Below are 26,448 nucleotides of genomic sequence, written 5' to 3'. Positions count from 1 at the left end.
CGCATGGAAGGCCCTGACTTCGACCTCGACTTCCAGCCGGCCCATGGCGAGGCGGTGACGGTGGCGGACGGCGTCCAGCGCATCACCGTCAACAATCCCGGCCCCTTCACCTTCCACGGTACCAACAGCTATATCGTCGGAAACAAATCCGTCGCGGTGATCGACCCCGGGCCGGAGGACGAGGCGCATTTTCAGGCGCTGATGGCGGCGCTGAAGGGGCGCGAGGTCACCCATATCGCCGTCAGCCATACACATCGCGACCACTCGCCGCTCGCCCGCCGCCTCAAGGCCGAGACCGGCGCGCTGATCGTCGCCGAAGGCCCCCACCGGGCGGCAAGGCTGCTGCACGAGGGCGAGGTGAACCCCTTTGCCGAAAGCTCCGATATCGATTTTGCGCCGGACATCCGGCTGATGGACGGTGACACCGTGGAGGGTGACGGCTGGTCGCTGACGGCGCTGCTGACACCCGGCCATACCGCCAACCACGCCGCCTTCGCGCTCGGCGGCACCACTCCGGGGGATACGGGTATCGTCTTTTCCGCCGATCACGTCATGGCCTGGGCGACTTCGATCGTGGCACCGCCGGACGGATCGATGACCGACTATATGGCATCGCTGGAAAAGCTGCTTGGCCGCGACGACCGGCTCTACCTGCCCGGCCATGGCGGCCCGGTGAAGGACCCCGCCGCCTTCCTGCGGGGCCTGAGGGCGCATCGGCGGATGCGCGAGCGCGCCGTCCTGGAGCGGGTGCGCGCCGGCGACAGCCTGATCCCCGACATGGTCAAGGTGATCTACGCGACCACCGATCCGCGGCTGCACGGTGCGGCGGCGCTTTCGGTCTTTGCCCATATCGAAGACCTCGTCGAACGCGGTCAGGTCGAGACGAACGGTCCGCCATCGCTCGCCGGCACCTATCGCCTGGCGCCGGGAGGCGCGACCTGATGCATTCCCGTCCGGCCTACAGCTACCGCAACGATCCGGCGGTGCCCGCCTTTACCGACGATCAGCCGATCATCGTCTTCGACGGCGAATGCATCTTCTGCTCCGGCTGGGTGAACTTCGTGCTCCGGCACGACAAGCAGGGCCGCTACCGCTTCCTCACGGCGCAATCGCCGCTCGGCGAGGCGCTCTACCGGCATTACGGGCTCGACAGCCGCAACTACGAGACCAACATGCTGATCGAAAACGGTCTTGCCTTCCTGAAATCGGAGGGATCGCTGCGCATGGCAGCAGGTCTGGGCTTCCCCTTCAGCCTCGTTTCCGTGCTGCGTCTCATCCCCCGGCCACTGCGCGACCCGCTCTACGAACTGGTGGCGCGCAACCGCTACCGCATCGGCGGGAGGCGCAATGCCTGTTTCGTGCCGGCACCGGAGCATCGAGGCCGGTTCATCGCATGAACGCAGAGCGCTTGCGCGTCCTCGTCCTCGGCGGCTACGGCACCTTCGGCGGCAGGCTGGCGCGGCTGCTTTGCGACGAGCCTCGGCTGACGCTGCTGATTGCCGGGCGGTCGCTCGGCAAGGCAACGGCCTTCGCGGCCGCGCTTCGGGCCCGGGCAGCGGTCGAGCCTGTCAGGATGGACCGCTCCGGCGACGTCGCAGCCGCGCTGGCCGTGCTGAAGCCCGATCTCGTCGTCGATGCCTCCGGGCCGTTTCAGGATGCCGGGCCTGAGCCCTACCGCCTGGTCGAGGCCTGCATCGCGCTGAAGATCTGCTACCTCGACCTCGCCGATGCAACAGCCTTCGTTGCGGGGATCTCGGGCCTCGACGCTTGCGCAAGACAAACCGGCGTCTTTGCGCTGTCCGGCTGCAGCAGCTTTCCCGCCCTCTCCTTTGCCGCGCTCGAGGCCTTGAGACCCGGATTTGCCAACATCGAAACGGTCGCCGCGGGCATTGCCCCTTCGCCCAAGGCGCGCATGGGGTTGAACGTCGTCAAGGCGGTTTGCAGCTATGCCGGCAAGAAGGTGCCGCTGATCCGCGACAGCAAGCCCACGATCGGCCGCGGCCTGATCGACGGCATCGAGAAAACCATCGCGCCGCCCGGCTGCGTGCCGCTCAGGCGTCGCCGCTTTGCGCTCGCCGACGCGCCGGACCTTGCCCTGCTGCCACAGGCCATCCCCGGTCTGCAATCGGAATTTACCGGCGCCGGCACCGAGCCGCAATTTCTCCAGCGGCTTCTCGGATGGTTCGCATGGCTGGTGCGACTCGGGATTGTCCGGTCGCTGTCGCCGCTCGCACCGCTGTTTCACCGGATATCGCAACTGTTCGCGTTCGGCGAACATCGCGGCGGCATGTTCGTCGCGGTCACAGGCAAGACCGCCGATGGCAGCGCGCTGGAGCGATCCTGGCACCTGACCGCGGAGGGCGACGACGGGCCGTTCATCCCGGCGATGGGGGCAGAGGCGATCATTCGCGGCTGGCTCGCCGGGACTAAGCCGGAGCCCGGCGCCCGCCCGGCCGCAGGCGCTGTGACGCTTGCCGATTTCGAGCCGCTGCTTGCGCGCTTCGCCATCCGCACCGGCATTCGCGAGACAAGCGCCGTGGAGCATCGGTCGCTTTACCGGCGCATGCTGTCCAGCGCCTGGGCGGACCTGCCGCCCGCCGTCGCCGCCATGCATGACGGCACGGAGACGAGAACCGTCGAGGGCCGCGCGAAGATGGAGCGCGGCACCGGCCTGCTTGCCCGGATCACGGCGGCGATCATCGGCTTTCCGGCGGAAAATACCGATGTTCCGGTCAGCGTCCAGTTCGCGTGTGACGGCGGGCGGGAGACCTGGACCCGCACCTTTGCGGGAAAATCCTTCCGCAGCATCCAGTCGGCGGGTACCGGCGGTGACGATCACCTGCTGGCCGAGGATTTCGGGCCGTTTCGCGTGCTGATCGCGCTGGTGCCGGAGAGTGGCCGCTTGCGGCTCGTGATCCGCCGCTGGCGCTTCCTCGGCCTGCCGCTGCCGCTGTTTCTGGCGCCGGGCGGCGATACGTTCGAGGAGGAACGTGACGGACTATTTCGTTTCCACGTCGAAATCAAAAGCCCGATCACCGGGCTGATCGTGCGTTATACCGGCTGGCTTGGCTGATCAATCGCCGGCAATGCCCAGCAGTTCAGCGTCGAGCGCATGCAGGAACTGGTTGGCAAACGCCGCGCCCAGGCCGAGATCGTGCGGGCCGTAGCGGGAAGCCACGCGCATGTCGACGAAGGTCGTCTCGGCCTCTTCGCGCAACCGGATCAGCACATCGAAACGGAAGCCGACGATCAGCGTGCGCCATTCGCCCTGCAGCAGGATATTGGAGGAGCGCGGCCCGGCGCTCATCTCGCCCGGCATCGTCTGCGGGCGCGACAGCGGGATCGGCACGTCCCCGGGTTCGCTGTCGGCCGGCGCTGTAGCGTCCGGCTTGACCGCCATGTCCTCCAGATCCGGTCTGGCGTTTTCGACGCCCTCTTCGGCAACGATGCTGATGCCGGTTTTTTCCGCGACGATCTTCACGCCCTGGAAGACGCGGTCGAGAGCGCCGTCATAGCGGCGGCCGGTCAGCCCGGGATAGGCCGCGATCTGGGCTTCCCGGTCTTCCGGCGTCACCACGGCGGGACGTTCGAGCCAGCCCTGCACGGCATCCGGCGGCTTGATCCAGAGCGGCGGCGTCACGGTATCGGTGCTGACATCGTAGATCGCGGGCTTGGAAAAATATTCGTTGAGCGCAAAGCCTGCAACACCGAGCGGCGCGGCTGCATACAGGATCGCCACGAAGGAGGCGACGCCGCCGACCGCCGCGACCTGCCAGAGCCGGACGAAGCCGACGGCGGCAAGCATGACGGCAACGGCCGCCAATGCCGCCGAAAACACCATGAGCGCGACGAAATGCGGCGTGATCAGCGGGCCGAAACGATGCGCCAGCAGCACGGCAGCGAAGAGACCGAAGGCAAAGCGGGCGATCCTGCGCGCCCAGCGGGCGGCATGAGACGTGGGGCGCTCATACTTGATCATCATCTGGCAGAATCAATCCTTGGGCCGGACGTGGCAGCTTCTTCTCCTGTTTAGAGCATGACGGCGAGAGGTGTGAAGCGGTTTTCGGCAAGATCATCACCGACCGGCGAATGAGACAGGCAAGTGCATGCAAGTATTGGCACCTCGGCTCGCGCCGCAAATTCGCCATTCTCGTTAATCATGTCTTGAGAACGGGGATCAGGCGTGTTTCCCGGTTCTCAACTCGCTGGACCGGTTTGCACAGACATCAAATTTTCCGAGCACCTGGGAAGCGGCCGCTTTCCGGGGCCTGAAAGGAGAGAGAGCATGCTGTCATCCGAAACCAAGCAGGAAGCAACCGCGACCCAGGCTGCCGTGCCGCCATCGGATGCGAGCCTGACCATGGAACTCTTGGAACTCGAGCTTTCGCTGGACGGCTTCGCTACCGGCGCCGAGGGTTTTGCGGCCCATGTCCGCGCTGCCGCCGCAGCAATCGATGGCGCCTTGCTGTTTGAACTGCCGGCGTCAGGGCTGATTGCCGATTGCGACAGGATCGCGGTCCTGCGCATTCCGCAGGACGGCAGCATGATGATGACCACCGTCTTTGCCTGCCTGGAAAGCGACGGAACGACGATCCGCATCGAAAAGCCGAACGAGGAAACGGCGGACCTGAAGAATTTTGCCGAAGCTTTTGTGGATGTGCTGCAACGCATCTGATAGTTGATCGGATCTCGCAGGACATCACAGGGACCGATCATGCTCATTCGAAATATCCTGTTGCTGGCGGCACTTGGCGCGATCCTTTCCGGCTGTGTGTCGATGACGCCGGAAGAGCGCCGCGCCGCCGACGAGAAAACCTGCCTGTCCTACGGCTTCCGCCGCAACACCGACGCCCTTGCAACCTGCCTGCAGCGCATCGAACTCGACCGCCGGGCGGAATCGCGGGCTTTCCGTTACGGCAACGATGCCATGCTGTGGGGTTGGGACAGACCGGTCATCGTTCACCGCTAATGGCGGAAGCTCCACTTGGGGCAAGAAATTTCCCGTTTTACGCGAATGGGCGCGCGCTTTTGCTTTGGCAAACGCGATTCGTGCCTATGATGGCTGCGAACATCGACCGGGAGATTTTCATGACAGCCGTGCTGAAGATATTGTGCGCCCTCTTCATCCTTTGTGCAGCACCCGCCCTTGCGGCGGAACGCTGGCAAGAACTGCCCGACCCGGCCCGACTGCCGCAAGCAGCAAAGGCGGGAAAGGCTCCCGTCAACGGCGTCGAACTGCACTACGCCGTGTATGGCTCCGGCCCGCCGGTGCTCCTGATCCATGGCGGTCTTGGATACAGCGAGATTTGGGGCGCGCAGGTGGCCGATCTTTCGAAAGATCATACGGTCATCATCGCCGACAGCCGCGGCCATGGCCGCTCGACCCGCAATGCCGAGCCCTACAGCTATGACCTGATGGCATCGGACTATCTTGCCCTGCTCGACTATCTGAAGATCGATAAGGTGGCGCTGGTCGGCTGGAGCGACGGCGGCATCATCGGCCTCGACATCGCCATTCATCATCCCGAGCGCCTGACGAAGCTCTTCGCGCAGGCCGCCAATTCCAGGGTGGACGGTGTCATTCCAACCGTGATGGAGGACAAGACCTTTGCCGCCTATGTCGAGAAGGCCGGCGAGGTCTATAGGAAGATCTCGCCCACACCGACGGAATACGATGCCTTCGTCACCCAGATCGGCAACATGTGGGCAAGCCAGCCGAACTGGAGCGACGACGACCTGAAGACGATCACCACGCCGACCGCGATCGTGCTGGGTGATCACGACGAGGCGATCAGCCGCGAGCATACGGACTATCTGACAAAGACCATTCCCGGCGCCAAACTGATGATCCTCGAAAACGCCAGCCATTTCGCCATGCTGCAGGACCCGGAAGGGTACAACAAGGCGGTGCGGGCGTTCATTGACAGGTAGCTAAATCGGCTGCCCGGCGGGCTCGGATCCCGCCGGGCAACCGGATCGGATATTTACCCCTTGCCGTTGATTGCCGCCTGCGCGGCTGCAAGCCGTGCGATCGGCACGCGGAAGGGCGAGCAGGAGACGTAGTCGAGGCCGGTTTCCTCGCAGAAGCGGATGGATTCCGGGTCGCCGCCGTGTTCGCCGCAGATGCCGAGCTTCAGGCCGTTCTTGGTGCGGCGGCCACGTTCGGCGGCGATCTGGATCAGTTCGCCAACGCCATCGAAGTCGAGCGAGACGAACGGGTCCTTCTCGATGATGCCCTTCTGGATATAGGTGTTGAGGAACTGCGCGGCGTCGTCGCGGGAGATGCCGAAGGTGGTCTGCGTCAGGTCGTTGGTGCCGAAGGAAAAGAAATCGGCGGATTCGGCGATCACATGGGCGCGCAATGCCGCGCGCGGCAACTCGATCATGGTGCCGACGAGATATTCGATGTCGATCCCTGACTCGCCGATCACCTCCTTGGCCACCGCATCGATGCACGCCTTGACGTAATCGAGTTCGGATTTCAGGCCGACCAGCGGCACCATGATTTCCGGCACGACCGCAGCGCCGGTCTCGCGGGCAGCTTGCACGGCCGCCTCGAAGATGGCGCGGGCCTGCATTTCGGCGATCTCGGGATAGGAGATCGCCAGCCGGCAGCCGCGATGGCCAAGCATCGGGTTGAACTCGTGCAGGGCATCGACGCGCTCGCGCAGGTCCGACGGCTTCAGGTCGAGCACGGCCGAGACATCGGCGATCTCCTCGTCGGTCTTCGGCAGGAACTCATGCAGCGGCGGATCGAGCAGGCGGATCGTCACCGGCAGCCCGTGCATGATCTCGAAGAGTTCCGTGAAGTCCGAGCGCTGCATCGGCAGCAGCTTGGCAAGCGATGCGCGCCGTCCGGCCTCGTCGCTGGCCAGGATCATTTCGCGCATGACGTTGATGCGGTCGCCCTCGAAGAACATGTGCTCGGTGCGGCAGAGACCGATCCCTTCGGCGCCGAAGGAGCGGGCGGCGCGGGCATCGGCCGGGGTCTCGGCATTGGTGCGCACGGTCATGCGGCGGCTGGCGTCGGCCCAGGCCATGATCTTGCCGAAGTCGCCGGAAAGCTCCGGCTGCAGCATCGGGATTTCACCTTTCAGCACCTGGCCCGAGGAACCGTCGATGGTGATGACGTCGCCCTTCTTCAAAGTGATGGCGGGAGCAAGGAGCAGTTCGTTGCGCGCATCGACGCGCAGATTGCCAGCGCCGGAGACGCAAGGGATTCCCATGCCGCGCGCCACGACGGCCGCATGGCTGGTCATGCCGCCGCGCGAGGTCAAGATGCCTTGGGCCGCATGCATGCCATGAATGTCCTCGGGGCTCGTCTCGACGCGCACCAGGATGACCTTGCGGCCTTCCTTCTGCGCCATCACGGCCTCTTCCGAGGTAAAGACGATCTCCCCCGTTGCGGCTCCCGGCGAGGCGGGCAGACCGGAACCGATGATGTCGCGCCGGGCATGCGGATCGATGGTCGGGTGCAGCAGCTGGTCGAGCGAAGCCGCATCGATGCGGGCGACCGCCTGCTCCTTGGTGATCGTCTTGGCTTCGGCCATGTCGACGGCAATCTTCAGCGCCGCCTTGGCGGTGCGCTTGCCGGAGCGGGTCTGCAACATCCAGAGCTTGCCGCGCTCGATGGTGAATTCCAGATCCTGCATGTCGCGGTAGTGCGCTTCCAGCTTGTTGCAGATCGCCTGGAACTCCTCGAAGGCTTCCGGCATCAGCTTTTCCAACGACGGCTTGTCGGAGCCGGAGGCGATGCGGGCAGCCTCGGTGATGTTCTGCGGCGTCCGGATGCCGGCGACGACATCCTCGCCCTGCGCATTGACGAGGAACTCGCCGTAAAGCTCGTTCTCGCCGGTCGAGGGGTTGCGGGTAAAGGCAACGCCGGTCGCCGACGTATTGCCGAGATTGCCGAAGACCATCGCCTGCACGTTGACGGCGGTGCCCCACCCGGCCGGAATATTGTGCAGATGACGATAGGTGATGGCCCGCGGGTTCATCCAGCTGGCAAAGACGGCGCCGATCGCGCCCCAGAGCTGCACTTCCGGATCCTGCGGAAAGGCCTCGCCGAGCTCCTCCTCGATCACCCGCTTGTAGAGCGAGATAACGTGCTGCCATTCGACGGCGGAAAGCTCGGTATCGTTTTCATGGCCAAGACGGCCCTTCTCGTCCTCGAGGATTTCCTCGAAAACCTCGTGATCGAGCCCCATCACCACATCGGCATACATCTGGATGAAGCGGCGATAGCTGTCCCAGGCGAACCGCGCGTCGCCCGCATCATGGCCGAGCGCCTCCACGGTGTGATCGTTGAGACCGAGATTGAGGACGGTATCCATCATGCCCGGCATCGAGGCGCGCGCGCCGGAGCGCACGGACAGGAGCAGCGGGTGTTGCGTATCGCCGAAGCGCCGGCCGGTAATCGCCTCCATCTTCTCGATGCCGGCTTTAACCTGGCTCCTCAATTCCTCGGAAATGATGCGGCCGTCGTCATAGTAGCGCGCGCAGGCATCGGTGATGATCGTCAGTCCCGGAGGCACCGGCAGGCCGAGATTGCACATCTCCGCCAGATTGGCACCCTTGCCACCCAGGTGATCGCGATCACCAGCACTTCCTTCGGCTTCTCCCCCGCCGAAGGTATAAACCCATTTCGTCATGCCCATTCTCCACCCATACGGCTCCCACCTGACGCTACATTATCCTCTTCACGTTTAAAATGCATCGGTGGCAGAATTTTGCTGCATTGCAGCAAATCTTGAGACAAAAGTGATGGGCGAAGAAAATAACGGATCAGGCCGCGGCTCGGCTGCGGCGCCACGTGCTTTTTCCGGATGCCTTTGCCTGATAGAGCGCCGTATCGGCGGCGCTCATCAATTCGTCGGGATCCAAGCCGTTTTCGGGCGCAACGGCGATGCCGATGCTGACGCTGATGCCGATCTGGCGATTTTCTATGCCGAAGGGCTTTTCAAGCGCCCGGATGCAGCGATTGGCAACCTCCGTTGCCTTTGCTGCCGAAGCCTGCTGGAGGATGGCGAATTCATCGCCACCGAGCCTTGCCACGAGATCGCCCGCGTCGAGCACCGATTTCAAGCGCTCGGCCACCTGCTTCAACAGGAGATCGCCGGCGGCATGGCCGAACGTGTCGTTGACCGGCTTGAAGCCGTCGAGGTCGAGGTAGTGAACCGCCAGTTCCTCGCCGCCACGCGCCGCCGTTTCCAGCGCCGCCTCCAGCCTATTGCGGAACTGCATCCGGTTCGGCAGGCCGGTCAGCGCGTCATGATGGGCAAGATGCGTGGCGTGCGCCTCCGCCCGGATGCGGTCGCTGACGTCGGCGATCGTCAGAAGCAGCCGTCGGGATGCGCCCTCATGCAGGACGCGGACATAGATGAGGACGTGATGCTCCGTGCCGCTCGCCGTCTGCTGGTGCCAGACGGTGCGCGCCTCGCAATCGGCCTCAACGCCGCGCATTATGGCGTCAAGCCGCTCGCTTTCGTCGGGAGCATGGAAATCCGTGATACGTTTCTGCAGTATTTCTTCGCCGGTGAAGCCGTAGAGCGCGATCGCGGCGGCGTTGACCGCGACGATATGGAGGGTTGCGGCCTCACAGACCATCATCGGCATCGGGTTGGCGTCGAACAGCAGCCGGAACGATTCCTCGCGGCGCTTCAGGTCGGTGATATCGATGCGCATGCCGATGGCGCCGCCATCCGGCGTGCGGCGATCGTCGTGGCGCAGCCAGCGCCCGTCGCGCAGCATCTGCTCGTGCTGGGAAACGGCAAGCGCGTGTTTTGCCAGGCGTTCCTCGATCCAGGTCCCGGGATCGGCCACGAGTTCCGGCATCTCGCCACTCTTGAGGCTGATCTCCAGGATATCGCGGAAGGAAATGCCGGGACGCAGATGGGCGGCAATCTCCGGATAGAGCGCCGCATATTTCTCGTTCCACAGGACAAACCGATCCTCGGTATCGAAGACGCAGGCCGCCTGCGGCAGCATATCGATGATGAAACCGAGGCGCCGGCGGGCGGCCTCCGCTTCGATCAAGGCCTCCTCGTTTTGCCGCTCGAGCTCGAGGCGCATCGATTCCAGCGCCTTTTCATCGATCAGGTCACGGATGACAACGCCCATCATCGCGTCTTCAGCCGCGCCAAACCGCACGAAAGAAAGTTCGACGGGTATCGCCCCGTCGCAGCGCAAAAGAATCGTTTCGCGGCGATACGACCTGGCGGACGCCGTCGACAGCAAGTGCCATTCCGGCACCAGCCGGGAGACCGGCGTCCTGACGAGCGCCGGACCGCCTCCAGCCATTTCACACGCGGCCTGGTTGGCAAACACGATGACACCGGCGGCATTCACGCACAGCGCGGCGAAGGGCACTGCCTCCAGCAACAACAAGGCATTAGCGCTGGTGAAATCCGTCAAGCTTCAAATCCTCGACAGTCGATAGCCGCCTATCCGAAAGGCGTATCCGGTACCCTAAGTCCCAGTTATGAAAAATCTTCTTATCAACTGAAGAAATGTTTAAGATAAACAGCCGCACGCATCTCGCCTTGATTGACAGGCGATCGATCGCTGCTTCGAACAATGCTTTTGTCACTATGCAAGAAACGATGAATTTTTCGCGGCCGCCAGGCGTTTCCTGATGGATGGGAGAGCGTTTCAAAATGCAGGAGATCGCAAAAAGGCTGTTGGTGGCACTGGCGATTGTGTTGTTCGCGGGTGTTTCGGCCTCTCATTCGGCAGACGGCCGGCGGCTTGCTCTTGTTATCGGCAGTTCGGCCTATGAGGCGGCCGGCAATCTGCCAAATGCCGTAAGCGACGCAAGGCAGTTCGGTGCATTCCTCTCCGGCCAGGGATTTGACACGGACATCGTCACCGACGCGGACCGCAGGGAGATGGCCGACGCCGTGTCGCGCTTTGCGCGCAAGATCGGCGCCGAAGACACCGCCCTTTTCTATTTCGCCGGTCACGGCATGCAGTTGCGCGGCGAAAACTATCTCGTCGGCACTGACGCACGGCTTGCGAACGAATTCGATGTCGCAGCCGAGACGCTGGCGCTCACGGATGTCATCGGGGCCATCGAAAAGAAGGCGAAGGTCGCCCTCTTCTTCCTTGACGCTTGCCGCAACAATCCTCTCGCCGACCGCCTCAATCAGGAGATCGAAGGCGCCACCAGAAGCATCGCGACACGAGGGCTGGCGCCCGTCGAAACCGAGAGCGCCGGCACCATGGTCGCGTTTGCGGCCGCACCCGGACAGGTCGCGTTGGACGGGCGCGGCAAGAACTCTCCCTTCACAACGGCATTGATCGGCCATCTCGCTGGCCCCGGCCTCGAAATCGGCACGGCGTTCAAGAGGGTGATCCGCGACGTTCGAAAGGCAACGGACGGCAAGCAGTCGCCGCAGATTTTGTCATCGCTCTCCCTGGAGTTCTATTTCAACACCGCGTTGCCGGAGGTGGAGCAAGCGCCGGTCGCCACGCCGACGATCGATCCCAAGACGATCGAAATCGAGGCGGACTTCCGCAAGGCATTGCGGATCAATACGCCGCGCATCTGGACGTTCTTTCTCGCAAAGCATCGCAGCGGGGACCAGGCGACCATCGCCCGGCAGATGCTGTCGCAGATGCAGCCCAAGGCCAGCACCTCCCTGTTCCCGACCCCGGAGCAAGGCGAGAACGAACTGTCGCTGAACAGGGTCCAGCGAAGCGAGATCCAGCTGGCACTTGCAGCGAAGGGCTTTGGCGCTGGAAACGCAGATGGCGTATTCGGCGCGCAAACACGCAGGGCAATCGCCGAGTATCAAAAATCCGCCGGCATCTCCGATACCGGCTATTTCAATGAAAGGACCGCAAGGGCGCTGGGGCTCAACCTGCTCAAGGTCGAGGACGGCCTCTATTCAGCAGCCGTGGCGCGGCAATACATGCCGAAGGATTTTGCCGGGCTGGAAACCGATGCGCGCGTCTGGAAGGCCATCGACTGCGACCCCTGGCAGGAAAAGGTCTACGGCTCCTTCGAAGGGCATATCTACCTCGTGATGTACGCGCAACACACGACCCGGAAGTCGGCGGCACTGGCGGCCAAGCGCTGCGGCGGATATCTGGCAACTGTGACATCCGAGGCGGAGAACAATTTCATTGCATCTCTTTTCAACAAGGATTCACGCCTGTTCGATTCCGGCTACGACGCGTCCACAAACACTTCTTACAAGATGGGTCCCTGGATCGGCTTGATCCAGGATCCCGCAGGCCGGGAGCCGCGCGGCGGTTGGCAATGGGAAAGCCGCGAGCCCATGAGCTACACCAGGTGGTACAAAGACATGCCGAACGAAAACAAGCCCGGCGACGACTATGCGATGTTCTACGCACATCGGCGCGGAAAAGCCGATCTTGGAGCTGTCTACGTCGATACCTGGGACGACATGGGCGAGACCAACAGCACCAATAGCTTCGTCATCGAATTCGAATAATCACACCGCCTCGCGCAGTTGCTCGGCCGTCTGCAGATCGACGGAGACGAGCTGGGAGACGCCCTGCTCGGCCATGGTGACCCCGAACAGGCGGTTCATGCGGGCCATGGTGATCGGGTTGTGGGTGATGATGACGAAGCGGGTCTCGGTCGAGGCGGCCATTTCGTCCATCAGGTTGCAGTAGCGCTCGACATTGTGGTCGTCGAGCGGCGCGTCGACCTCGTCAAGCACGCAGATCGGTGCCGGGTTGGTGAGGAACACGGCAAAGATCAGCGCCATCGCCGTCAGCGCCTGTTCGCCGCCGGACAACAGCGTCATGGTCTGCGGCTTCTTGCCGGGCGGCCGGGCAAGGATTTCGAGGCCGGCATCGAGCGGATCGTCGCTCTCGATCAGTTGCAGTTCGGCCGTGCCGCCACCGAACAGGTGGGTAAACAGCCTCTGGAACTGGGCATTGACCACATCGAAAGCGGCGAGAAGGCGTTCGCGGCCCTCGCGATTGAGATTCTGGATTGCCGAGCGCAGCTTGCGGATGGCGTCGATCACGTCCTCGCGCTCCCGCAGCATGGCATCGAGCTTGTCGGAGAGTTCCTTCTGCTCTTCCTCGGCGCGCAGGTTGACCGCGCCCAGGCGCTCGCGCTCGATCTTCAACCGTTCCAGGTCACGCTCGATCTGGCGCATGTCCGGCAGATCGCCGTCGACCGGAAGGCCGGTCAGGCGCATCACCTCATGCGGCGCGCAAGCCAGCGCTTCGCGAATGCGGGCTTCGACCTCGACGCGCTTTTCGCGGGCCGAAACGAGGCGCTCTTCGGCACGGCCGCGTTTTTCACGCGTTTCGGCAAGCTCCGACAGCGCCGTCGCCGCCACCCGGTCGGCATCGCGCTGGCGGGTTTCGGCGCCGGCGAGAAGGTCCGCCGCCTGCCGGCGCGCCTCTTCCGCCTTCGACAACTCGTTCATCAATGCCCGGCGCTTCTCGTCGAATTCATCCGGCGCTTCGAGGAGTTCCTCCGCCTCCTCGCGCGCTTCGCTTTCGCGCTCGCGCAGCGTTGCGATATGTTCCTCAGCACTTGCTGCCCGGGCATTCCAGGTCTGCCGCTCGGCGGCGATTGCCCGGATGCGGCGTTCCCGCGCCTCGTTTTCGCGGGCAAGGCCATCGTTGATCGCGCGCGCTTCGGCAACCCGCGCCCGATCGGTCGCAACGGTCGTCATCTGGCCGTTCAGCCGGCGCTCGAGCTCAGCGAGATCCGGCGCATCCTCCAGCGCCTCGCGGGCGCCTTCCATCTGCTCGCCGATTTCCTCGACCTGCAGGGCAAGCTGGCTAGTCGTTTCCGAGAGAACCGCGCGGCGGCGGATGAGATCGCCGGATGCCCGCTCGGCGGCCGCCAGCGCATCGCGCGCCTCGGCAAGCTTGCGCACGACCATGCGCTGCTCATCCCGGGACAACCGCAGCCGTTCGTCTTCGGCGCGGATGCGTGCGGCGGCGGCGGCAAGGTCCGTCTCGCGCAATTCCAGCTGATGGCGGGCATCGACAAGTTCGCCTTCGAGTTCGGCCAGCCGGTTCCTCTGCTCAAGCCGCAAGGCAGCCGCGCTCGGCGCATCGGCACCGGTCACATGGCCGTCCCATCGCCACACGGCACCCTGTCGCGTCACCAGACGCTGGCCGGCCTTGAGCGCCGGCAGCAGCGCCTCGGCCATCGCATCGCTGTCGACGATGCCGATCTGGCGCAGGCCGCGCTGGAGCGCCTGCGGTGCGCGTACGTGCTTGGTCAACGACACCGCGCCTTCCGGCAATGCCGGATCGTCCGGCCCCTCCCCCGCCATGCGCCAGTGAGCCGGCGCATTCGGGTCGAGCGGCGATTCCAGATCGTCGCCAAGCGCGGCGCCGAGGGCGGTCTCGAAACCGCGATCGACCTGCATGTCATCGACGACCGGAGGGGCGGAACCCTGTATCGCCGTGGCTTCCAGCATGCGGCGGATCGTGCGCGCTTCCGTCTCGATGCCGTTCAGCCGGGCGCGGGCCGCCTCGACCGGTGGGCGGGCCTCGACTTCGGCCAGACGGGCGGCGTTCAATGCGTCCTCTATCTCGGCAATGGCGTTTTCCGCCTGCTCCAGCGCCGCCTCGGCCGCCTCGACCTCCTCGCGCTTTTCCTGCGGATCGGGAAGTGTCGAAATCTGCCGGTCGAGGTCGTCGAGATCGCGGTTCTGGTCGGACAATTGCCGGGCAAGGCGGGCCTGCCGCTCGGAGAGATCGCGGATGGTCTTTTCGAGCTGGTTGCGCGCCGCCTGCGCCTCGGCCTTTTCGGCGGTCAGAAGCCCCAGTTGACGTTCGCTTTCGCCCAGTGCTTCGGTCGCCTCGGCGAGCCGCTCGCGCGCCTCTTCCGCCCGCTCGCCGGCTTCTGCCAGGAGGTCGGCAAGCTCGCTTTCCTCTTCGTCCAGCCGGGCGAGAATACCGGCATTGTCGGCCACGAGACGCTCCTCGCGGATGATGTCTTCGGCAAGCTGCGACAGGCGGCGCTGCAGCTCGTCGCGGCGGCGCAGGATGCGGCCGGCGTCTTCCTCGAGCTGCGACTTGGCGATCTGCAGCCGCTGCAGGGCGGCCGCCGCACGCGCCTCGCCTTCGCGCAGTTCCGGCAGCTTCAGGCTGGCGATGCCTTGTGCCTTGGCCGCCTCCATCTGCGCCTGTGCCTTTTCGGCAACCAGCGACGTCGCCTGGTTGAGATGGCTGTCGGCCTCGGCTTCGGCCTCTTTTGCCTGCACCCAGCGGATATGCAAGAGCATCGCCTCGTGACGGCGGATGTCGGCCGACAGCATCTTGAAACGATTGGCCTGGCGGGACTGGCGCTTCAGGCTTTCGATCTGGCTTTCGAGCTGGGAGGTGACGTCCTCCAGACGCTCCAGATTGGTTTCGGCGCCCCTCAGGCGCAGCTCGGCCTCGTGCCGGCGCGAATGCAGGCCCGAAATGCCGGCTGCTTCTTCGAGCAGTTGCCGGCGGGCTTGCGGTTTGGCGGCGATCAGTTCGCCGATCCGCCCTTGCCCGACCATCGACGGCGAGCGGGCGCCGGTCGAGGCGTCGGCGAACAGGAGCTGCACATCCTTGGCGCGCGCTTCCTTGCCATTGATACGATAGATCGAGCCGTTCTCGCGCTCGATCCGCCGCGTCACCTGGATCTCGTCGCTGTCGTTGAAGGCGGCGGGCGCCGTGCGGTCGGAATTGTCGAGATAGAGGCCGACTTCGGCGGTGTTGCGGGCCGGGCGCTTGCCGGAACCGGAAAAGATCACGTCGTCCATGCCCGACGCGCGCATGTTCTTGTAGGAGTTTTCCCCCATCACCCAGCGCAGCGCTTCGACGAGATTGGACTTGCCGCAGCCATTCGGCCCGACGACGCCGGTCAGCCCCCGCTCGATGACGAATTCGGAGGGCTCGACGAAGGACTTGAAACCGAGAAGACGAAGTTTTGTGAACTTCATGAAGCATGTCCCGAGTTCGAGGCGGAATACCCCCCTCTGTCACTCCGTGACATCTCCCCCACAAGGGGGGAGATCATTCTTTTCCCTCGCAGCCGCTCCGGTAAGTCGAGCACAATGCCTGCGGCTGATCTCCCCCCCTGTGGGGGAGATGTCACGGAGTGACAGAGGGGGGTATGGCACGGCACATCAGTCATGAAACGCCGCCTCCCCGATCACGCGAACAATATGCTGGCAGACATTGTCAATATCCCTAAGGACATCGTCGTTCCAGAAGCGGAGAAGAGTCCAGCCGTCCTGTTCAAGACGGGCCGTTCGCTGGTTGTCATAATCCAGCGCATTGTGACGCGCATGCTGCGCCCCATCAACCTCCACAATCACCCTGTGCTCCGGGCACGCGAAATCAACGATATAGCCTGCTACCGGCAATTGACGGCGGAAGCCAAGGCCCATGAGGCGGTGCGCGCGAAGTTCGTTCCAGAGCTTCAATTCCGCGTCCGTCATCGCCTTGCGCATACGCCTGGCATTCTGACGCGCAATTGCTGGAATATCAGCGTGAGGCATCGTCAAACCCCGCGATCGAGGATGAATGCCAATAAAAAACGGGCGCACTGAGGCGCCCGTCGGTCGTTTCGTGGAAACGCGAAGGTTCAGAGGTTCGTGTCGATAAGGGCCGACATGGTGTCAACCGACATGTCTCCGGAATATTGCTTGCCGTTGATGAAGAAGGTCGGGGTCGACTGAACGTTGAAGTCCTTGGCGCCCTTCTGCATTGTCGCGTTCACATCATCGAGAAGTTTCTGGTTCGTCAAGCAGGCCTCGAAGCTCTCCTGTGTAAAACCGGCGAGTTTCGACATCTGCAGCAGTGCATCGCGGCCATTCGGGGCCGCAGCCCAGGTTTCCTGCTGCTTGAACAGCATCGAGACCATCGGGAAATACTGGCCTTCCGGTGCGCAGCGCGCCAGCATGAAGGCCGCCGCTGCGCGCGGATCGAACGGGAATTCGCGCACGATGAAACGAACCTTGCCGCTATCGACATACTTGGTCTTGATCGCGTCGAAGGTTTCGTTGTGGAAGGCTGCGCAGTGCGGGCAGGTCATCGACATATATTCGACGATGGTGACCGGCGCATCCGCCTTGCCGATCGACATTTCCGGCAGCGGGCCCGGCTCCATCAGCTTGGCGACATCGACTTCGCCCTGGACCTCGGGCAGCTCGGCCTTGGCCGGTGCTGCGGCCTGCGCCGTCTGCGTCTGGTTGGCGTCAGCGGTCGCGGGCTTCATGGACGACATGGTCGAGGATGTCATCGTGCCGTCGGCGGGCTTAACTTCGGTCTTCGTCGCGGCCATCATCGAGCCGTCTGCCGGCTTGACCTCGGTCTTTGCCGCCGTTTCGGTCGTTTCCTTTGCCGGAGCGCTTGAAGCCGCGTCCTTCTTCTCGTCGCTGCAGGCGGCGAGCGTCACGGCAATGGCGGCCACGGCAACGGCGCTCAGGAGACGCTTGGAAGGGCTCATTTCAGAAAAGGACATTGGTTTCACCTGTATGAGGGGATGAACGAAAACGGTCGAAAATTCGATAACTTGCCTTGCCTGAGGCGACAAGGCCCTGCCGCTCACCAAAGTTCAAACAATTGTGACCGACTGATGATCCCCGCGTCATTTTTTGCGAGACGACAGCACGGCAGTGCCAAGCCGCGTCAAGGCCGCCTTCAGCGCATCGCTCTCGATGCCATCGACCATCTCCTCCAGATGCCGTGCCCGCTCACCGGTCAGGGGCTTGGGTTTGCGATTGCGCTTCGGCGGCGGCGCGACCGGCTTCTGCACGATCCGCATCTGGTTGATCGCCGGGAAACCGAAGAAGCCGTTGATCCGCTGGATCAGTTCGCCCTGCGCGTGGGTGAGGAACAGGGCGCGCGCGCCTTCGCAGGCAACCGTCAGCACACCGGGCTGATAACCGCCCTCGCCCGCCATTTCCGAGGCGCGCCGCGGCCAGGCGATCTTTTCCGGCCGGGTGCAATCGGCAAACTCCTCGCCGGCGATCTCGTCCCAGGAGCCGAGCAGCAGCGTATTGATGCCGGCGCGCTTGGCGAGTACCGGGTCGATCAGGCCGTTGGCGATCTCGCTGATCTGGACGACGCCCTTGCGGGTATAAGGTTGTTTCAACAGAACGGCTTTCGATTCTCGATTTCGCCTTGAAGGATGGCGAACACTTCTCCAAGTATAGGCGCGAAGCAGGTTCCGCAAAAGTGTCCCACGGTTTTGCGATCAGAACCTGCGAAAAACAAGGGAATCTAAACAGGTATTACGAATAGCTGTTTAGCCAATCTTCCGGCAAATGATGCAGCAGACATTCAAAGCGGCCGATGCGGCCAACCGGCTTCTTGCCTGGTACGACCGGCACCACCGCGACCTGCCCTGGCGGGTCTCGCCGCCGATGGCAAGGGATGGCGTGGTCGCCGATCCCTATCACGTCTGGCTGTCGGAAGTGATGCTGCAGCAGACCACCGTGCAGGCGGTCAAACCCTATTTCCACAGGTTCCTGTCCCTCTGGCCCAAGGTTACGGACCTTGCGGCGGCGGACACGGAAGAGGTGATGAAAGCCTGGGCGGGGCTTGGCTATTACGCCCGGGCGCGCAACCTGAAGAAATGCGCCGAGGCGGTCGCCGGCAATCACCAAGGCGTTTTTCCGGATACCGAGGAGGGCCTTAAGGCGCTGCCGGGGATCGGCGACTATACGGCGGCGGCCGTTGCGGCCATCGCCTTCAACCGCCAGAGCGCCGTGCTCGACGGCAATGTCGAGCGGGTGGTTTCGCGGCTGCATGCGATCGACACGCCGCTGCCGACTGCCAAGCCGCAAATGCGGGCGCTGGTGGCCAAGATGACACCGGCGGACAGGCCGGGCGATTTCGCGCAAGGCATGATGGACCTCGGCGCGACGATCTGCACGCCGAAACGGCCGGCCTGCGCGCTCTGCCCCTTCAACGATATCTGTACGGCGCTGAAGACCGCCGATCCGGAGACCTTTCCGCGCAAGGCGGCCAGGAAGGACAAGCCGCTGCGTGTCGGTGCTGCCTTCGTCGCCAGTTGTCCGGAAGGCGCGGTCTATCTGCGCAAACGCGTCGAAACCGGCCTGCTGGGCGGCATGACCGAGGTGCCGGGCACAGCCTGGACAGCGCGAATTGACGGCGAAACCTCGGTCGAGGCGCAGCCTTTTGCTGCCGGCTGGGAACCCTGCGGCACGATCACGCATGTTTTTACGCATTTTGAATTGCGCTTGTCGGTCTATCGCGCGAATGTCGCCAACCGGAACAAAAGCGGAAACGGCTGGTGGGAGCCGCTTGCCTCGCTGGAGGAGCAGGCGCTGCCGACCGTCATGAAAAAAGCAATCGCCCAGGCTATACCGCATGCCTTTCGCGGCAAGCGCGATCGAACCCGGGAACCGAGGAACACCTGATGAGCAGCGTCGAGATCCGCCACATCGTTTTCGATATCGGCAAGGTGCTGATCCATTACGATCCCGATATTCCGTTCAGCCGGATCATTCCGGACGAGGCGGAGCGCAAATGGTTCTTCGCCAATGTCTGCACCCATGACTGGAACATCGAGCAGGACCGCGGCCGCGACTGGCGCGAGGCGGAAGACCAGCTGATCGCCGAGCATCCTACGCATGAGGAAAGCATCCGCGCCTTCCGCAAGCACTGGCACGAGATGGTGCCGCATGCCTATGTCGAATGCGTCTCGATCATGGAATGCCTGATCGCCAAGGGCTACGACGTGACGCTCCTGACCAATTTCGCCTCCGACACCTTCAAGGAGGCGCAGAAGCTCTATCCGTTTTTGACCCTGCCGCGCGGAGTCACGGTTTCGGCGGAGGCGGGGCTGATCAAGCCGGACGTGGCGATCTACCAGACGCATGCCGAGGCCTTCGGCCTTGATCCTTCCGCAACGCTGTTCATCGACGACAACATGGTCAATGTCGAAGGCGCGCGGGCGGCGGGGTGGCATGCCGTGCTGTTCACCGACCCGCAGACGTTGAAGGCCGACCTTCTGGCCTACGGGGTCAATGTGTGAAAATGGATGCCAGGCCTGCCCTTGATCCCGTCGCGCTGATGAGGCGGTTTCACGCCGCCATCAGCATGCTCGATTTCGCCGCGATCGAGGCTTTCTTCACGGAGGAAGCGACCTATTCCTCCGGCAAGATCGGCGGCCTCAGGGGCCGCGCCGAGATCATGGCGGCGTTCCGGCGCTATTTCGGCGAATATCCCGACCAGATCGCGCAAGACAGCCTGATCGAACCGCTGTCAGCCGTTTCGGCCCGGTCGATCTGGCACCTGACCGCCACGAGCAGGCTGACTGGAAAACAACTTCGGCGAGAGGGCGAAGAGATCGTGACCTTCGACCATGACGGCAGGATCGTCAGCGTCGACGTGACCGACCGCTGACACCAAAAGCCCTTTTTCATATCACCAAATCGCCGTAATTGGTTCAGCTATCATTCACCTTATCAGTCGCATGATCTGCTTCAGAATTCAGAGTGTTAACAGGAAGGCATAGCATCATGGCAACGACGATATACGGCACAAGCGGCGATGATATCATCCAGCAGAACAGCAAGGTCGATGTTACCATCTACGGTCGTGGCGGCGACGACGATATCTACCTCAATCGCACCGACGACCTGGGCGGCTTCAACTATGTGGACGCAGGAACCGGCCACGACTACGTGCTGAACTACTTCGAAGGCGGCAACGACATCTTTCTCGGCGACGGCAACGACCTCTATGTCGCCGACATCCGTGCAGGCGATGCGAGCGACCACGACATTGTCGAAGGCGGCGCTGGCAACGACAAGTTCGTCGTCGATACCGAAGAGAGCGACTATTACGGAGATTCCGGCAACGACACCTTCAAGTCGGTCGGCTTCGACAACTATTTCAACGGCGGCAGCGGCACCGATACGATCAGCTACCAGTTGCAGGACGAATATAGCTCCCAGCGCGGCAAGGGCGTGACGATCGACCTCGGCGGACAGGAGGCGACGACCGGCAGTGGCCATGTCGAGGACCTGATCAGCATCGAGAACGCGATCGGCACGAATTATGGCGACGACGATATCGCCGGCAGTTCCGGCCGCAACGTGCTCAAGGGCCTTGGCGACGACGATCTCCTCGAAGGTCTCGGCGGAAACGACGATCTCTATGGCGGCTCCGGTGACGACGACCTCGAGGGCGATTCTGGCGACGATCTCCTCGTCGGCGGCACGGGCTTCGACTTCCTGACCGGCGGCACCGGCGAGGATACGTTCGACTTCAATTCGATCGCCGAATCGGTCGTCGGCACCAGGCGCGATATCATCACCGACTTCCACCGCTCCGAACTGGACATCGTCGATCTTTCGACCATCGACGCCAACGAATTGATCGGCGGCAACCAGAGTTTCACCTTTATCGGCGGCCTGAGGTTCCACGGCGATGCCGGCGAGTTGCGGTTCATTAGCGGCGCCATCTCCGGCGATACCGACGGCGACCGCGTTGCCGACTTCCAGATCAAGGTGAGCAACATCACCAAGATGTTTGCGGACGACTTTTTCGTCTAAGCCGGCGACTATCTTTCCACGTATCGAAGGGCTCCATCGCGGAGCCCTTTTTGTTTGGGCGAGAACCTCGCAAACAGAAACGCCCAGGAGCCTTGCGGATCCTGGGCGTGTAAGTCTTCCTCCGGGACTGAAGGTACGAAACCGGACGAAAACTATCTCTGGAACAGGGCAGCCTGAGCACCGTCCTGCCGGCCAATTTGCGGGTTTCCCCGCGCGTCTCGCGTGGTTGATCACGCGGTCGTCTTGGCTGCCCTCAAAGTATCCGCGGGATGGTTAAATTGTTCTAAAGGCCATGCAATCAGCGAGAGTTTTCGGCTACGGATTGTCCTGCCGGACGTCGATGTAGATGCAAACGCCGCGCCTCCTTGCGGATAGCGCGGCGTCAGGAATGCTTTCGGGTGGCCCTGCAATCTGTTCAGTTGAGCTTGGCCATATCGCTGCGGATGACGGCGCGCAGGTCGTCGATGGGCTTGAGCGACGTGCCGTCTTCATAGTGCCAGAAGGTCCAGCCGTTGCAGGCGTCGAGGCCTTGCACCTTGGCGCCGAGGCGATGGATCGAGCCCGCCTCGCCGCCGCTGGCCACGGTGCCGTCGGCACGGACGATGGCGCTATAACGGCGCTTCGCATCGGTCAGCACCGTGCCCGGCTTGATCATGCCGCTCTCGATTAGCGTGTTGAAGGCGACGCGCGGCTCGGCCTTCTTGCCGGTCATGACCGAGAGTGTGGCCTTGCCGAGCGGCTCGACAGCGGCGATGCGCTCGGCGGCGGCATCGATATAGCTCTGCTCGCGCTCGATGCCGACGAAGTGGCGGCCGAGACGCTTGGCGACGGCACCGGTCGTGCCGGACCCGAAGAACGGATCGAGCACCACGTCACCCGGCTTGGTCGAGGCCATCAGGATGCGGGCGAGCAGCGCTTCCGGCTTCTGGGTCGGGTGCACCTTCTTGCCGTCGTCGCCCTTCAGCCGCTCGCCGCCCGAGCAGATCGGAAACAGCCAGTCGGAACGCATCTGCACGTCGTCGTTCGACGCCTTCAGGGCATCGTAATTGAAGGTGTAGCCCTTGCCCTTGGCGCTGGGGCTTGCCCAGATCAGCGTCTCATGGGCGTTCTGGAACCGGCGGCCCTTGAAGTTCGGCATCGGGTTGGTCTTGCGCCAGATGATGTCGTTGAGGATCCAGAAGTTCAGGTCCTGCAACGTGGCGCCGACGCGGAAAATGTTGTGGTAGGAACCGATGACCCAGAGCGTGCCGGTCGGCTTCAACACGCGGCGGCAGGCGAGCAGCCAGGCGCGGGTGAAGGCGTCATAGGCCTCGAACGAAACGAACTGGTCCCACTCGTCATCGACCGCGTCGACCAGCGACTGGTCAGGCCGGGTGAGCGCCCCGCCGAGCTGGAGATTGTACGGCGGATCGGCAAAGACGACATCGACGGAATTATCGGGAAGCGCTTCGAGCGCCGCGACGCAATCGCCCTTGATGATGGAATCGAGCCAACTTGCAGGGCGGGCGCCGCGGGAGATTTCGGCCAACGAAACAACTGATGACATGGACAACTCGCTATCACGCTTACTCGGAACTGATTTCACCGCTTATGGTTACCGAACTTGGTTACCAAATACTGAAGGCGGACGCGGAATTCGCGAAATGGCACGGGGAGATGGAGAGAAGCGCTTACCGGGCAAGGGCCTTGAGGTGGTCCTTGGAACGACGACGCCATTCAACAGTCCCGTCGTACAACCGAGACGAGCTGTGCGTGCTTTGCCCTCCTTGATGGCATGGATGCCTCGCCTTCTACGGCGTATGTCTCGCACCCGCATGGAACACCCTGCTGTCTTCCGGCGCCTCGTCTCGCTCCGTCATTCCGTAGTCACGGATGACGCTCGCGATGCGCAGGCGGTAGTCGGCGAAGGTGCCATTGCGGCCCGCATACTGGGCTGCCCGATGCTCCGGGCCGTTGCGCCAGGTCACGATCGCCTCCTCGTCGCGCCAGAAGGACAGGGACAGGATCTTGCCCGGCATCTTCAGGCTCTCGAACCGCTCGATCGACAGGAAGCCGTCGATCTTTTCGAGACGCGCATGCAACTGCGCGGCAAGATCGAGATAGGCGCTGCGCCGGTCATCGGCCGGCTGGACCTCGAAGATCACGGCGATCACGACGAAATCCCCTTGGCATGCGGCAGCGAAACGTTTTTCAGGAAGATCCGGTCCTCCTTGAGGATGAACCGCTCTCTCCTCGCCAACTGATAGTTTTCAGCTCCCAGTGGATCGGCGGCAAGCCTGGCGCGATAGGCTTCGTAGGCGGCAAGGCTCTCGATATTGTAGACGCCGTAGGCGGTGGTGGCCGAGCCTTCGTGCGGGCCGAAATAGCCGATCAGGTCGGCGCCGCTGCGCGGGATCGCCTGGCCCCAGTTGCGGGCATAGGCGGCGAACTCCTCGCGCTTGAACGGATCGATTTCATAGCGGATGAAGCAGGTGATCATCGGGGTCTCCTCGGTTTCGATGATCCTCTTTTGCCAGCTTGAATGCGCTCGATGCTTCGGTTAGCATCGAAGTATGAAAGAAGGACCAGACATAGCCCAGATCGGAGCACTGATCGGCGACCCGGCGCGCGCCAACATGCTGACCGCACTGATGGGCGGCAAGGCGTTGACGGCGACCGAGCTTGCCGGAACGGCGGGGATCACGTTGCAGACCGCCAGTTCGCATCTGTCGAAACTGGAAGCCGGCGGTCTGATCAGCCAGCGCAAGCAGGGCCGCCACCGCTATTTCGCCCTCGCCGACGACGATGTCGGCCTTTTGCTCGAAAGCCTGATGGGGTTTGCCGCCCATCGCGGCTTCACCCGCCACCGCACCGGCCCCAAGGACCCGGCGCTGCGCAAGGCCCGCGTCTGCTACAATCATCTCGCCGGCGATTACGGCGTGCGCATGCTCGACAGCCTTGTCGCCGAAGAGGTGATTACCGGTGCGGGTGACGACCTGTCGCTGACAGACACCGGCGCGGAAAAAATGACGGCGCTCGGCATCGACCTTTCGGCGCTGACCAGATCGCGGCGCCCGGTCTGCCGCACCTGCCTCGACTGGAGCGAGCGCCGTTCGCATCTGGCGGGCTCGCTCGGCCAGGCGCTGCTGACGCTGTTTCTCGACAAGGGCTGGGCCAGGCGCGAGACCGACAGCCGGGCCGTGCGCTTCACCGGCACCGGCGAAAAGGAGTTCGCGAAACTCTTTCCCCTGCCCGCCTGATCAGCAAGCGGGCGAGACGACCAGCGCGCCCTCGAAGCCCGAAGCGGCGATGCCGGTACAGAGCGGCGACCATTCGCAACGCTGGCATCCCTCGCGGATGGAGCCCGCGTGGAAAGCCTCGCGCATCCTGGCGAGAAAATCATTGTCCGGGAGGATAGAAGCTCCCGGAGCGACGGGCACCTTGAGCAAAGCCTCGACCGCTCCGCTCGCCTTCATATCCCGCTCCGTGACGCTGTCGCACAGACAGTGATGGTCGATCTCGCCGAGCATCGGCGCGCAGACATCGTCCGGACCGTCCACCACGAGAATGTCCTCGCCCTCGGACAGGCGGGCGGCGATGCGGATGTAGTTTTCGGTGAAAGCAGCCGTATATCCCTTGCCGACGAAGGTCAGCATGCAGAGCAGATGGTGCGGGCGCAGGCGGACGGTCATGGCGGCCTTTATGCCGGAGGGAACGGGTGCCGAAGCGTGTTTTACCTAGCGCGCATATACGTTGGACGCAACAACTTCGGTTTCCGCCGTCTCGCGCGCCACACAGCGGCCGACCTTGCCCTTCCTGCATGGCAGCTTCCCGCCGCGCGTGGTTGAGCTTTTGAGGCGCTTCGTGTACATCGCCCCCTTCGTTCCAAGGATCTGGCTTTTCCTCCAAGGATTCCCCGACATGACCAGCATTGATCTCATCATCTTCGACTGCGACGGCGTTCTGGTCGATTCGGAAATTATCGCCAGCGAGGTCGAGGCCGAACTGCTGACCGAGGCCGGTTATCCGATCAGCACCGAGGAAATGGCCGAGCGTTTTGCCGGCATGACCTGGCACAACACGCTTCTTGCCATCGAGAAGGAAGCCGACATTCCGCTTTCGGCCCAGCTCATCACCAAGAACGAAGCCATCCTCGACAAGCGGCTGGCAAGTGACGTCAAGATCATCGACGGCGTCAAGCCGGTGCTGGCGCAGCTCACTCTGCCGCACTGCATCTGCTCCAACTCGACATCGAAACGTCTCGCGCTGATGCTCGGCAAGGTCGGCATCAAGGATCATTTCGGCACGCATATCTATTCGGCCCGCGACCTCGGCGAAGACAAGGTGAAGCCGAAGCCGGACATCTTCCTGCACGCCGCCAGGCAGTTCGGCATCGATCCGTCGCGCGTGCTGGTGATCGAGGATTCCGTCCACGGCATCCACGGCGCGATCGCCGCCGGCATGCGCGTCGTCGGCTTCACCGGCGCCTCGCACACCTATCCGTCCCATGCCGACAAGCTGACCGAAGCGGGCGCCGAGACCGTGATCTCGCGCATGAGCGCCCTGCCCGGCGTCATCGCCGCCTTGTCGGAATGGTCGGAATCGCTGACGGCGTAAGGGCGCATTCTCGAGTTGCCCCACCTCCGTCATCCTCGGGCTTGACCCACTGCTGTCCGGTTTAAATTTCTAGACACGGTGCATGACATTGATTCTACTCGTTTTCAGACGTTTCGCGGCGTTCTGGACACGAATTGGAGATCAATGTCATGCCCCATCAGAATAGCGTCTTTCATCAGGTTCAACAGCATATTCCGTGGCAGGTCTTCGACCGGCTCGTGGATGAGCACAAGGCTGATCACCGTGTGCGGCGGCTGCCCACGAAGAGCCAGTTTCAGGCCCTGTTGTTCGGCCAGTTGGCCGGCGCGGCGAGCCTGCGCGAGATCGAAGCCGGGCT

Annotated in this window: 25 protein-coding genes; 14 read left to right on the top strand and 11 right to left on the bottom strand. The window is 63.2% G+C overall.

From position 1 onward, the window contains the following. Window positions 1–3: 3 nt before the first annotated feature. Genes A3AY_RS0130330 through A3AY_RS0130320 form a run of 3 tightly spaced genes read left to right on the top strand, consistent with a single transcriptional unit; the run spans window position 4 to window position 3,073 of the window. Entirely contained in the window at window positions 4–942 is a 939-nt protein-coding gene (locus A3AY_RS0130330) for an MBL fold metallo-hydrolase (RefSeq protein WP_018329426.1), read from the top strand. Continuing rightward, a complete protein-coding gene (locus A3AY_RS0130325) occupies window positions 942–1,397 on the top strand; it encodes a thiol-disulfide oxidoreductase DCC family protein (protein WP_018329425.1) in 456 nt (151 codons plus the stop codon). The genes A3AY_RS0130330 and A3AY_RS0130325 overlap by 1 nt, the downstream gene beginning before the upstream one ends. Beyond that, window positions 1,394–3,073 carry a saccharopine dehydrogenase family protein gene (locus A3AY_RS0130320; RefSeq protein WP_018329424.1) on the top strand — a complete coding sequence of 560 codons (1,680 nt, stop codon included), beginning with the start codon at window positions 1,394–1,396 and terminating at the stop codon, window positions 3,071–3,073. The genes A3AY_RS0130325 and A3AY_RS0130320 overlap by 4 nt, the downstream gene beginning before the upstream one ends. On the opposite strand, the gene A3AY_RS0130315 is transcribed toward A3AY_RS0130320, so the two are convergent. Beyond that, a complete protein-coding gene (locus tag A3AY_RS0130315) occupies window positions 3,074–3,982 on the bottom strand; it encodes a DUF1499 domain-containing protein (protein WP_018329423.1) in 909 nt (302 codons plus the stop codon). It lies immediately after the preceding gene. Window positions 3,983–4,285: 303 nt separating this feature from the next. Between A3AY_RS0130315 and A3AY_RS0130305 the strand changes: the two genes are divergently transcribed. The 3 genes from A3AY_RS0130305 to A3AY_RS0130295 all read left to right on the top strand — a co-directional run bounded on the left by A3AY_RS0130305 (window position 4,286) and on the right by A3AY_RS0130295 (window position 5,931). Next, a complete protein-coding gene (locus A3AY_RS0130305) occupies window positions 4,286–4,675 on the top strand; it encodes a hypothetical protein (protein WP_018329421.1) in 390 nt (129 codons plus the stop codon). 39 nt (window positions 4,676–4,714) lie between these two features. Further along, window positions 4,715–4,969, top strand: a complete 255-nt coding sequence (locus tag A3AY_RS0130300; protein ID WP_018329420.1) for a hypothetical protein — start codon at window positions 4,715–4,717, stop codon at window positions 4,967–4,969. Between the two features lie 119 nt (window positions 4,970–5,088). Beyond that, the gene (locus A3AY_RS0130295) at window positions 5,089–5,931 is read left to right on the top strand and encodes an alpha/beta fold hydrolase (protein WP_026203986.1); all 843 of its coding nucleotides are present in this window, start codon (window positions 5,089–5,091) and stop codon (window positions 5,929–5,931) included. 53 nt (window positions 5,932–5,984) lie between these two features. On the opposite strand, the gene ppdK is transcribed toward A3AY_RS0130295, so the two are convergent. Further along, window positions 5,985–8,651, bottom strand: a complete 2,667-nt coding sequence (gene ppdK, locus A3AY_RS0130290; protein WP_018329418.1) for a pyruvate, phosphate dikinase — start codon at window positions 8,649–8,651, stop codon at window positions 5,985–5,987. Window positions 8,652–8,784: 133 nt separating this feature from the next. After that, on the bottom strand, window positions 8,785–10,413 hold the full coding sequence (locus A3AY_RS0130285; protein ID WP_018329417.1) for a diguanylate cyclase domain-containing protein: 1,629 nt from the start codon (window positions 10,411–10,413) through the stop codon (window positions 8,785–8,787). A 242-nt stretch (window positions 10,414–10,655) separates the two neighbouring features. On the opposite strand from A3AY_RS0130285, the gene A3AY_RS37230 reads away from it, so the two are divergent. Next, entirely contained in the window at window positions 10,656–12,458 is a 1,803-nt protein-coding gene (locus tag A3AY_RS37230; protein ID WP_051108442.1) for a caspase family protein, read from the top strand. On the opposite strand, the gene A3AY_RS0130270 is transcribed toward A3AY_RS37230, so the two are convergent. The 4 genes from A3AY_RS0130270 to A3AY_RS0130255 all read right to left on the bottom strand — a co-directional run bounded on the left by A3AY_RS0130270 (window position 12,459) and on the right by A3AY_RS0130255 (window position 18,082). Then, window positions 12,459–15,923: a chromosome segregation SMC family protein gene (locus A3AY_RS0130270; protein ID WP_018329415.1), complete on the bottom strand. Its 3,465-nt coding sequence runs from the start codon at window positions 15,921–15,923 to the stop codon at window positions 12,459–12,461. A gap of 186 nt (window positions 15,924–16,109) precedes the next feature. Beyond that, on the bottom strand, window positions 16,110–16,484 hold the full coding sequence (locus A3AY_RS38430) for an endonuclease domain-containing protein (RefSeq protein WP_083926067.1): 375 nt from the start codon (window positions 16,482–16,484) through the stop codon (window positions 16,110–16,112). A gap of 86 nt (window positions 16,485–16,570) precedes the next feature. After that, window positions 16,571–17,449: a DsbA family protein gene (locus tag A3AY_RS0130260; RefSeq protein WP_018329413.1), complete on the bottom strand. Its 879-nt coding sequence runs from the start codon at window positions 17,447–17,449 to the stop codon at window positions 16,571–16,573. Between the two features lie 126 nt (window positions 17,450–17,575). Continuing rightward, window positions 17,576–18,082, bottom strand: coding sequence for a DUF721 domain-containing protein (locus A3AY_RS0130255; RefSeq protein ID WP_018329412.1), 507 nt, complete (start codon window positions 18,080–18,082; stop codon window positions 17,576–17,578). 172 nt (window positions 18,083–18,254) lie between these two features. On the opposite strand from A3AY_RS0130255, the gene mutY reads away from it, so the two are divergent. The 4 genes from mutY (at window position 18,255) to A3AY_RS0130235 (ending at window position 21,515) form a co-directional block, all read left to right on the top strand. Further along, window positions 18,255–19,373, top strand: a complete 1,119-nt coding sequence (gene mutY, locus A3AY_RS0130250) for an A/G-specific adenine glycosylase (RefSeq protein WP_026203985.1) — start codon at window positions 18,255–18,257, stop codon at window positions 19,371–19,373. After that, window positions 19,373–19,990 (top strand): HAD family hydrolase, encoded by a 618-nt coding sequence (locus tag A3AY_RS0130245; protein WP_018329410.1) that lies wholly within the window; start codon window positions 19,373–19,375, stop codon window positions 19,988–19,990. Before mutY ends, A3AY_RS0130245 begins: the two co-directional genes overlap by 1 nt. Window positions 19,991–19,992: 2 nt before the next feature. After that, on the top strand, window positions 19,993–20,361 hold the full coding sequence (locus A3AY_RS0130240; protein ID WP_018329409.1) for a nuclear transport factor 2 family protein: 369 nt from the start codon (window positions 19,993–19,995) through the stop codon (window positions 20,359–20,361). 116 nt (window positions 20,362–20,477) lie between these two features. Further along, window positions 20,478–21,515, top strand: a complete 1,038-nt coding sequence (locus A3AY_RS0130235) for a calcium-binding protein (protein ID WP_018329408.1) — start codon at window positions 20,478–20,480, stop codon at window positions 21,513–21,515. Window positions 21,516–21,930: 415 nt separating this feature from the next. Here the strand turns inward: A3AY_RS0130235 and A3AY_RS0130230 are convergent, their stop codons facing one another. From A3AY_RS0130230 to A3AY_RS0130220, 3 genes are all read right to left on the bottom strand, one after another. Further along, window positions 21,931–23,061 (bottom strand): site-specific DNA-methyltransferase, encoded by a 1,131-nt coding sequence (locus tag A3AY_RS0130230; RefSeq protein ID WP_018329407.1) that lies wholly within the window; start codon window positions 23,059–23,061, stop codon window positions 21,931–21,933. Window positions 23,062–23,305: 244 nt separating this feature from the next. Beyond that, on the bottom strand, window positions 23,306–23,668 hold the full coding sequence (locus tag A3AY_RS0130225; protein WP_018329406.1) for an antibiotic biosynthesis monooxygenase family protein: 363 nt from the start codon (window positions 23,666–23,668) through the stop codon (window positions 23,306–23,308). Next, a complete protein-coding gene (locus tag A3AY_RS0130220; RefSeq protein WP_018329405.1) occupies window positions 23,665–23,994 on the bottom strand; it encodes an NIPSNAP family protein in 330 nt (109 codons plus the stop codon). Before A3AY_RS0130220 ends, A3AY_RS0130225 begins: the two co-directional genes overlap by 4 nt. Window positions 23,995–24,067: 73 nt before the next feature. Here A3AY_RS0130220 and A3AY_RS0130215 point away from each other — a divergent pair, with 73 nt between their 5' ends. Further along, a complete protein-coding gene (locus tag A3AY_RS0130215; RefSeq protein ID WP_018329404.1) occupies window positions 24,068–24,754 on the top strand; it encodes an ArsR/SmtB family transcription factor in 687 nt (228 codons plus the stop codon). On the opposite strand, the gene A3AY_RS0130210 is transcribed toward A3AY_RS0130215, so the two are convergent. Next, on the bottom strand, window positions 24,755–25,186 hold the full coding sequence (locus A3AY_RS0130210) for a DUF1284 domain-containing protein (RefSeq protein WP_018329403.1): 432 nt from the start codon (window positions 25,184–25,186) through the stop codon (window positions 24,755–24,757). A gap of 229 nt (window positions 25,187–25,415) precedes the next feature. Here A3AY_RS0130210 and A3AY_RS0130200 point away from each other — a divergent pair, with 229 nt between their 5' ends. Both A3AY_RS0130200 and A3AY_RS38425 read left to right on the top strand, forming a co-directional pair. Further along, a complete protein-coding gene (locus A3AY_RS0130200) occupies window positions 25,416–26,111 on the top strand; it encodes an HAD family hydrolase (protein WP_026203984.1) in 696 nt (231 codons plus the stop codon). A gap of 149 nt (window positions 26,112–26,260) precedes the next feature. After that, the coding region (locus tag A3AY_RS38425) for a DUF4372 domain-containing protein (protein ID WP_154663360.1) at window positions 26,261–26,448 on the top strand (188 nt) is incomplete at its 3' end.

The sequence above is a fragment of the Rhizobium giardinii bv. giardinii H152 genome, assembly GCF_000379605.1.
Taxonomy (GTDB): domain Bacteria; phylum Pseudomonadota; class Alphaproteobacteria; order Rhizobiales; family Rhizobiaceae; genus Pararhizobium; species Pararhizobium giardinii.
Note: the sequence above shows the minus strand (reverse complement) of the source record. Positions and strands in the feature narration are given on the sequence as shown.

Excerpts from the sequence above, each read along its gene's own strand:
- A3AY_RS0130330 (WP_018329426.1), top strand. The coding sequence starts at position 4 with ATGGAAGGCCCTGACTTCGACCTCGACTTCCAGCCGGCCCATGGCGAG.
- A3AY_RS0130325 (WP_018329425.1), top strand. The coding sequence starts at position 942 with ATGCATTCCCGTCCGGCCTACAGCTACCGCAACGATCCGGCGGTGCCC.
- A3AY_RS0130320 (WP_018329424.1), top strand. The coding sequence starts at position 1,394 with ATGAACGCAGAGCGCTTGCGCGTCCTCGTCCTCGGCGGCTACGGCACC.
- A3AY_RS0130315 (WP_018329423.1), bottom strand. The coding sequence starts at position 3,982 with ATGATGATCAAGTATGAGCGCCCCACGTCTCATGCCGCCCGCTGGGCG.
- A3AY_RS0130305 (WP_018329421.1), top strand. The coding sequence starts at position 4,286 with ATGCTGTCATCCGAAACCAAGCAGGAAGCAACCGCGACCCAGGCTGCC.
- A3AY_RS0130300 (WP_018329420.1), top strand. The coding sequence starts at position 4,715 with ATGCTCATTCGAAATATCCTGTTGCTGGCGGCACTTGGCGCGATCCTT.
- A3AY_RS0130295 (WP_026203986.1), top strand. The coding sequence starts at position 5,089 with ATGACAGCCGTGCTGAAGATATTGTGCGCCCTCTTCATCCTTTGTGCA.
- ppdK (WP_018329418.1), bottom strand. The coding sequence starts at position 8,651 with ATGACGAAATGGGTTTATACCTTCGGCGGGGGAGAAGCCGAAGGAAGT.
- A3AY_RS37230 (WP_051108442.1), top strand. The coding sequence starts at position 10,656 with ATGCAGGAGATCGCAAAAAGGCTGTTGGTGGCACTGGCGATTGTGTTG.
- A3AY_RS0130270 (WP_018329415.1), bottom strand. The coding sequence starts at position 15,923 with ATGAAGTTCACAAAACTTCGTCTTCTCGGTTTCAAGTCCTTCGTCGAG.
- A3AY_RS38430 (WP_083926067.1), bottom strand. The coding sequence starts at position 16,484 with ATGCCTCACGCTGATATTCCAGCAATTGCGCGTCAGAATGCCAGGCGT.
- A3AY_RS0130260 (WP_018329413.1), bottom strand. The coding sequence starts at position 17,449 with ATGTCCTTTTCTGAAATGAGCCCTTCCAAGCGTCTCCTGAGCGCCGTT.
- mutY (WP_026203985.1), top strand. The coding sequence starts at position 18,255 with ATGATGCAGCAGACATTCAAAGCGGCCGATGCGGCCAACCGGCTTCTT.
- A3AY_RS0130245 (WP_018329410.1), top strand. The coding sequence starts at position 19,373 with ATGAGCAGCGTCGAGATCCGCCACATCGTTTTCGATATCGGCAAGGTG.
- A3AY_RS0130240 (WP_018329409.1), top strand. The coding sequence starts at position 19,993 with ATGGATGCCAGGCCTGCCCTTGATCCCGTCGCGCTGATGAGGCGGTTT.
- A3AY_RS0130235 (WP_018329408.1), top strand. The coding sequence starts at position 20,478 with ATGGCAACGACGATATACGGCACAAGCGGCGATGATATCATCCAGCAG.
- A3AY_RS0130230 (WP_018329407.1), bottom strand. The coding sequence starts at position 23,061 with ATGTCATCAGTTGTTTCGTTGGCCGAAATCTCCCGCGGCGCCCGCCCT.
- A3AY_RS0130220 (WP_018329405.1), bottom strand. The coding sequence starts at position 23,994 with ATGATCACCTGCTTCATCCGCTATGAAATCGATCCGTTCAAGCGCGAG.
- A3AY_RS0130215 (WP_018329404.1), top strand. The coding sequence starts at position 24,068 with ATGAAAGAAGGACCAGACATAGCCCAGATCGGAGCACTGATCGGCGAC.
- A3AY_RS0130210 (WP_018329403.1), bottom strand. The coding sequence starts at position 25,186 with ATGACCGTCCGCCTGCGCCCGCACCATCTGCTCTGCATGCTGACCTTC.
- A3AY_RS0130200 (WP_026203984.1), top strand. The coding sequence starts at position 25,416 with ATGACCAGCATTGATCTCATCATCTTCGACTGCGACGGCGTTCTGGTC.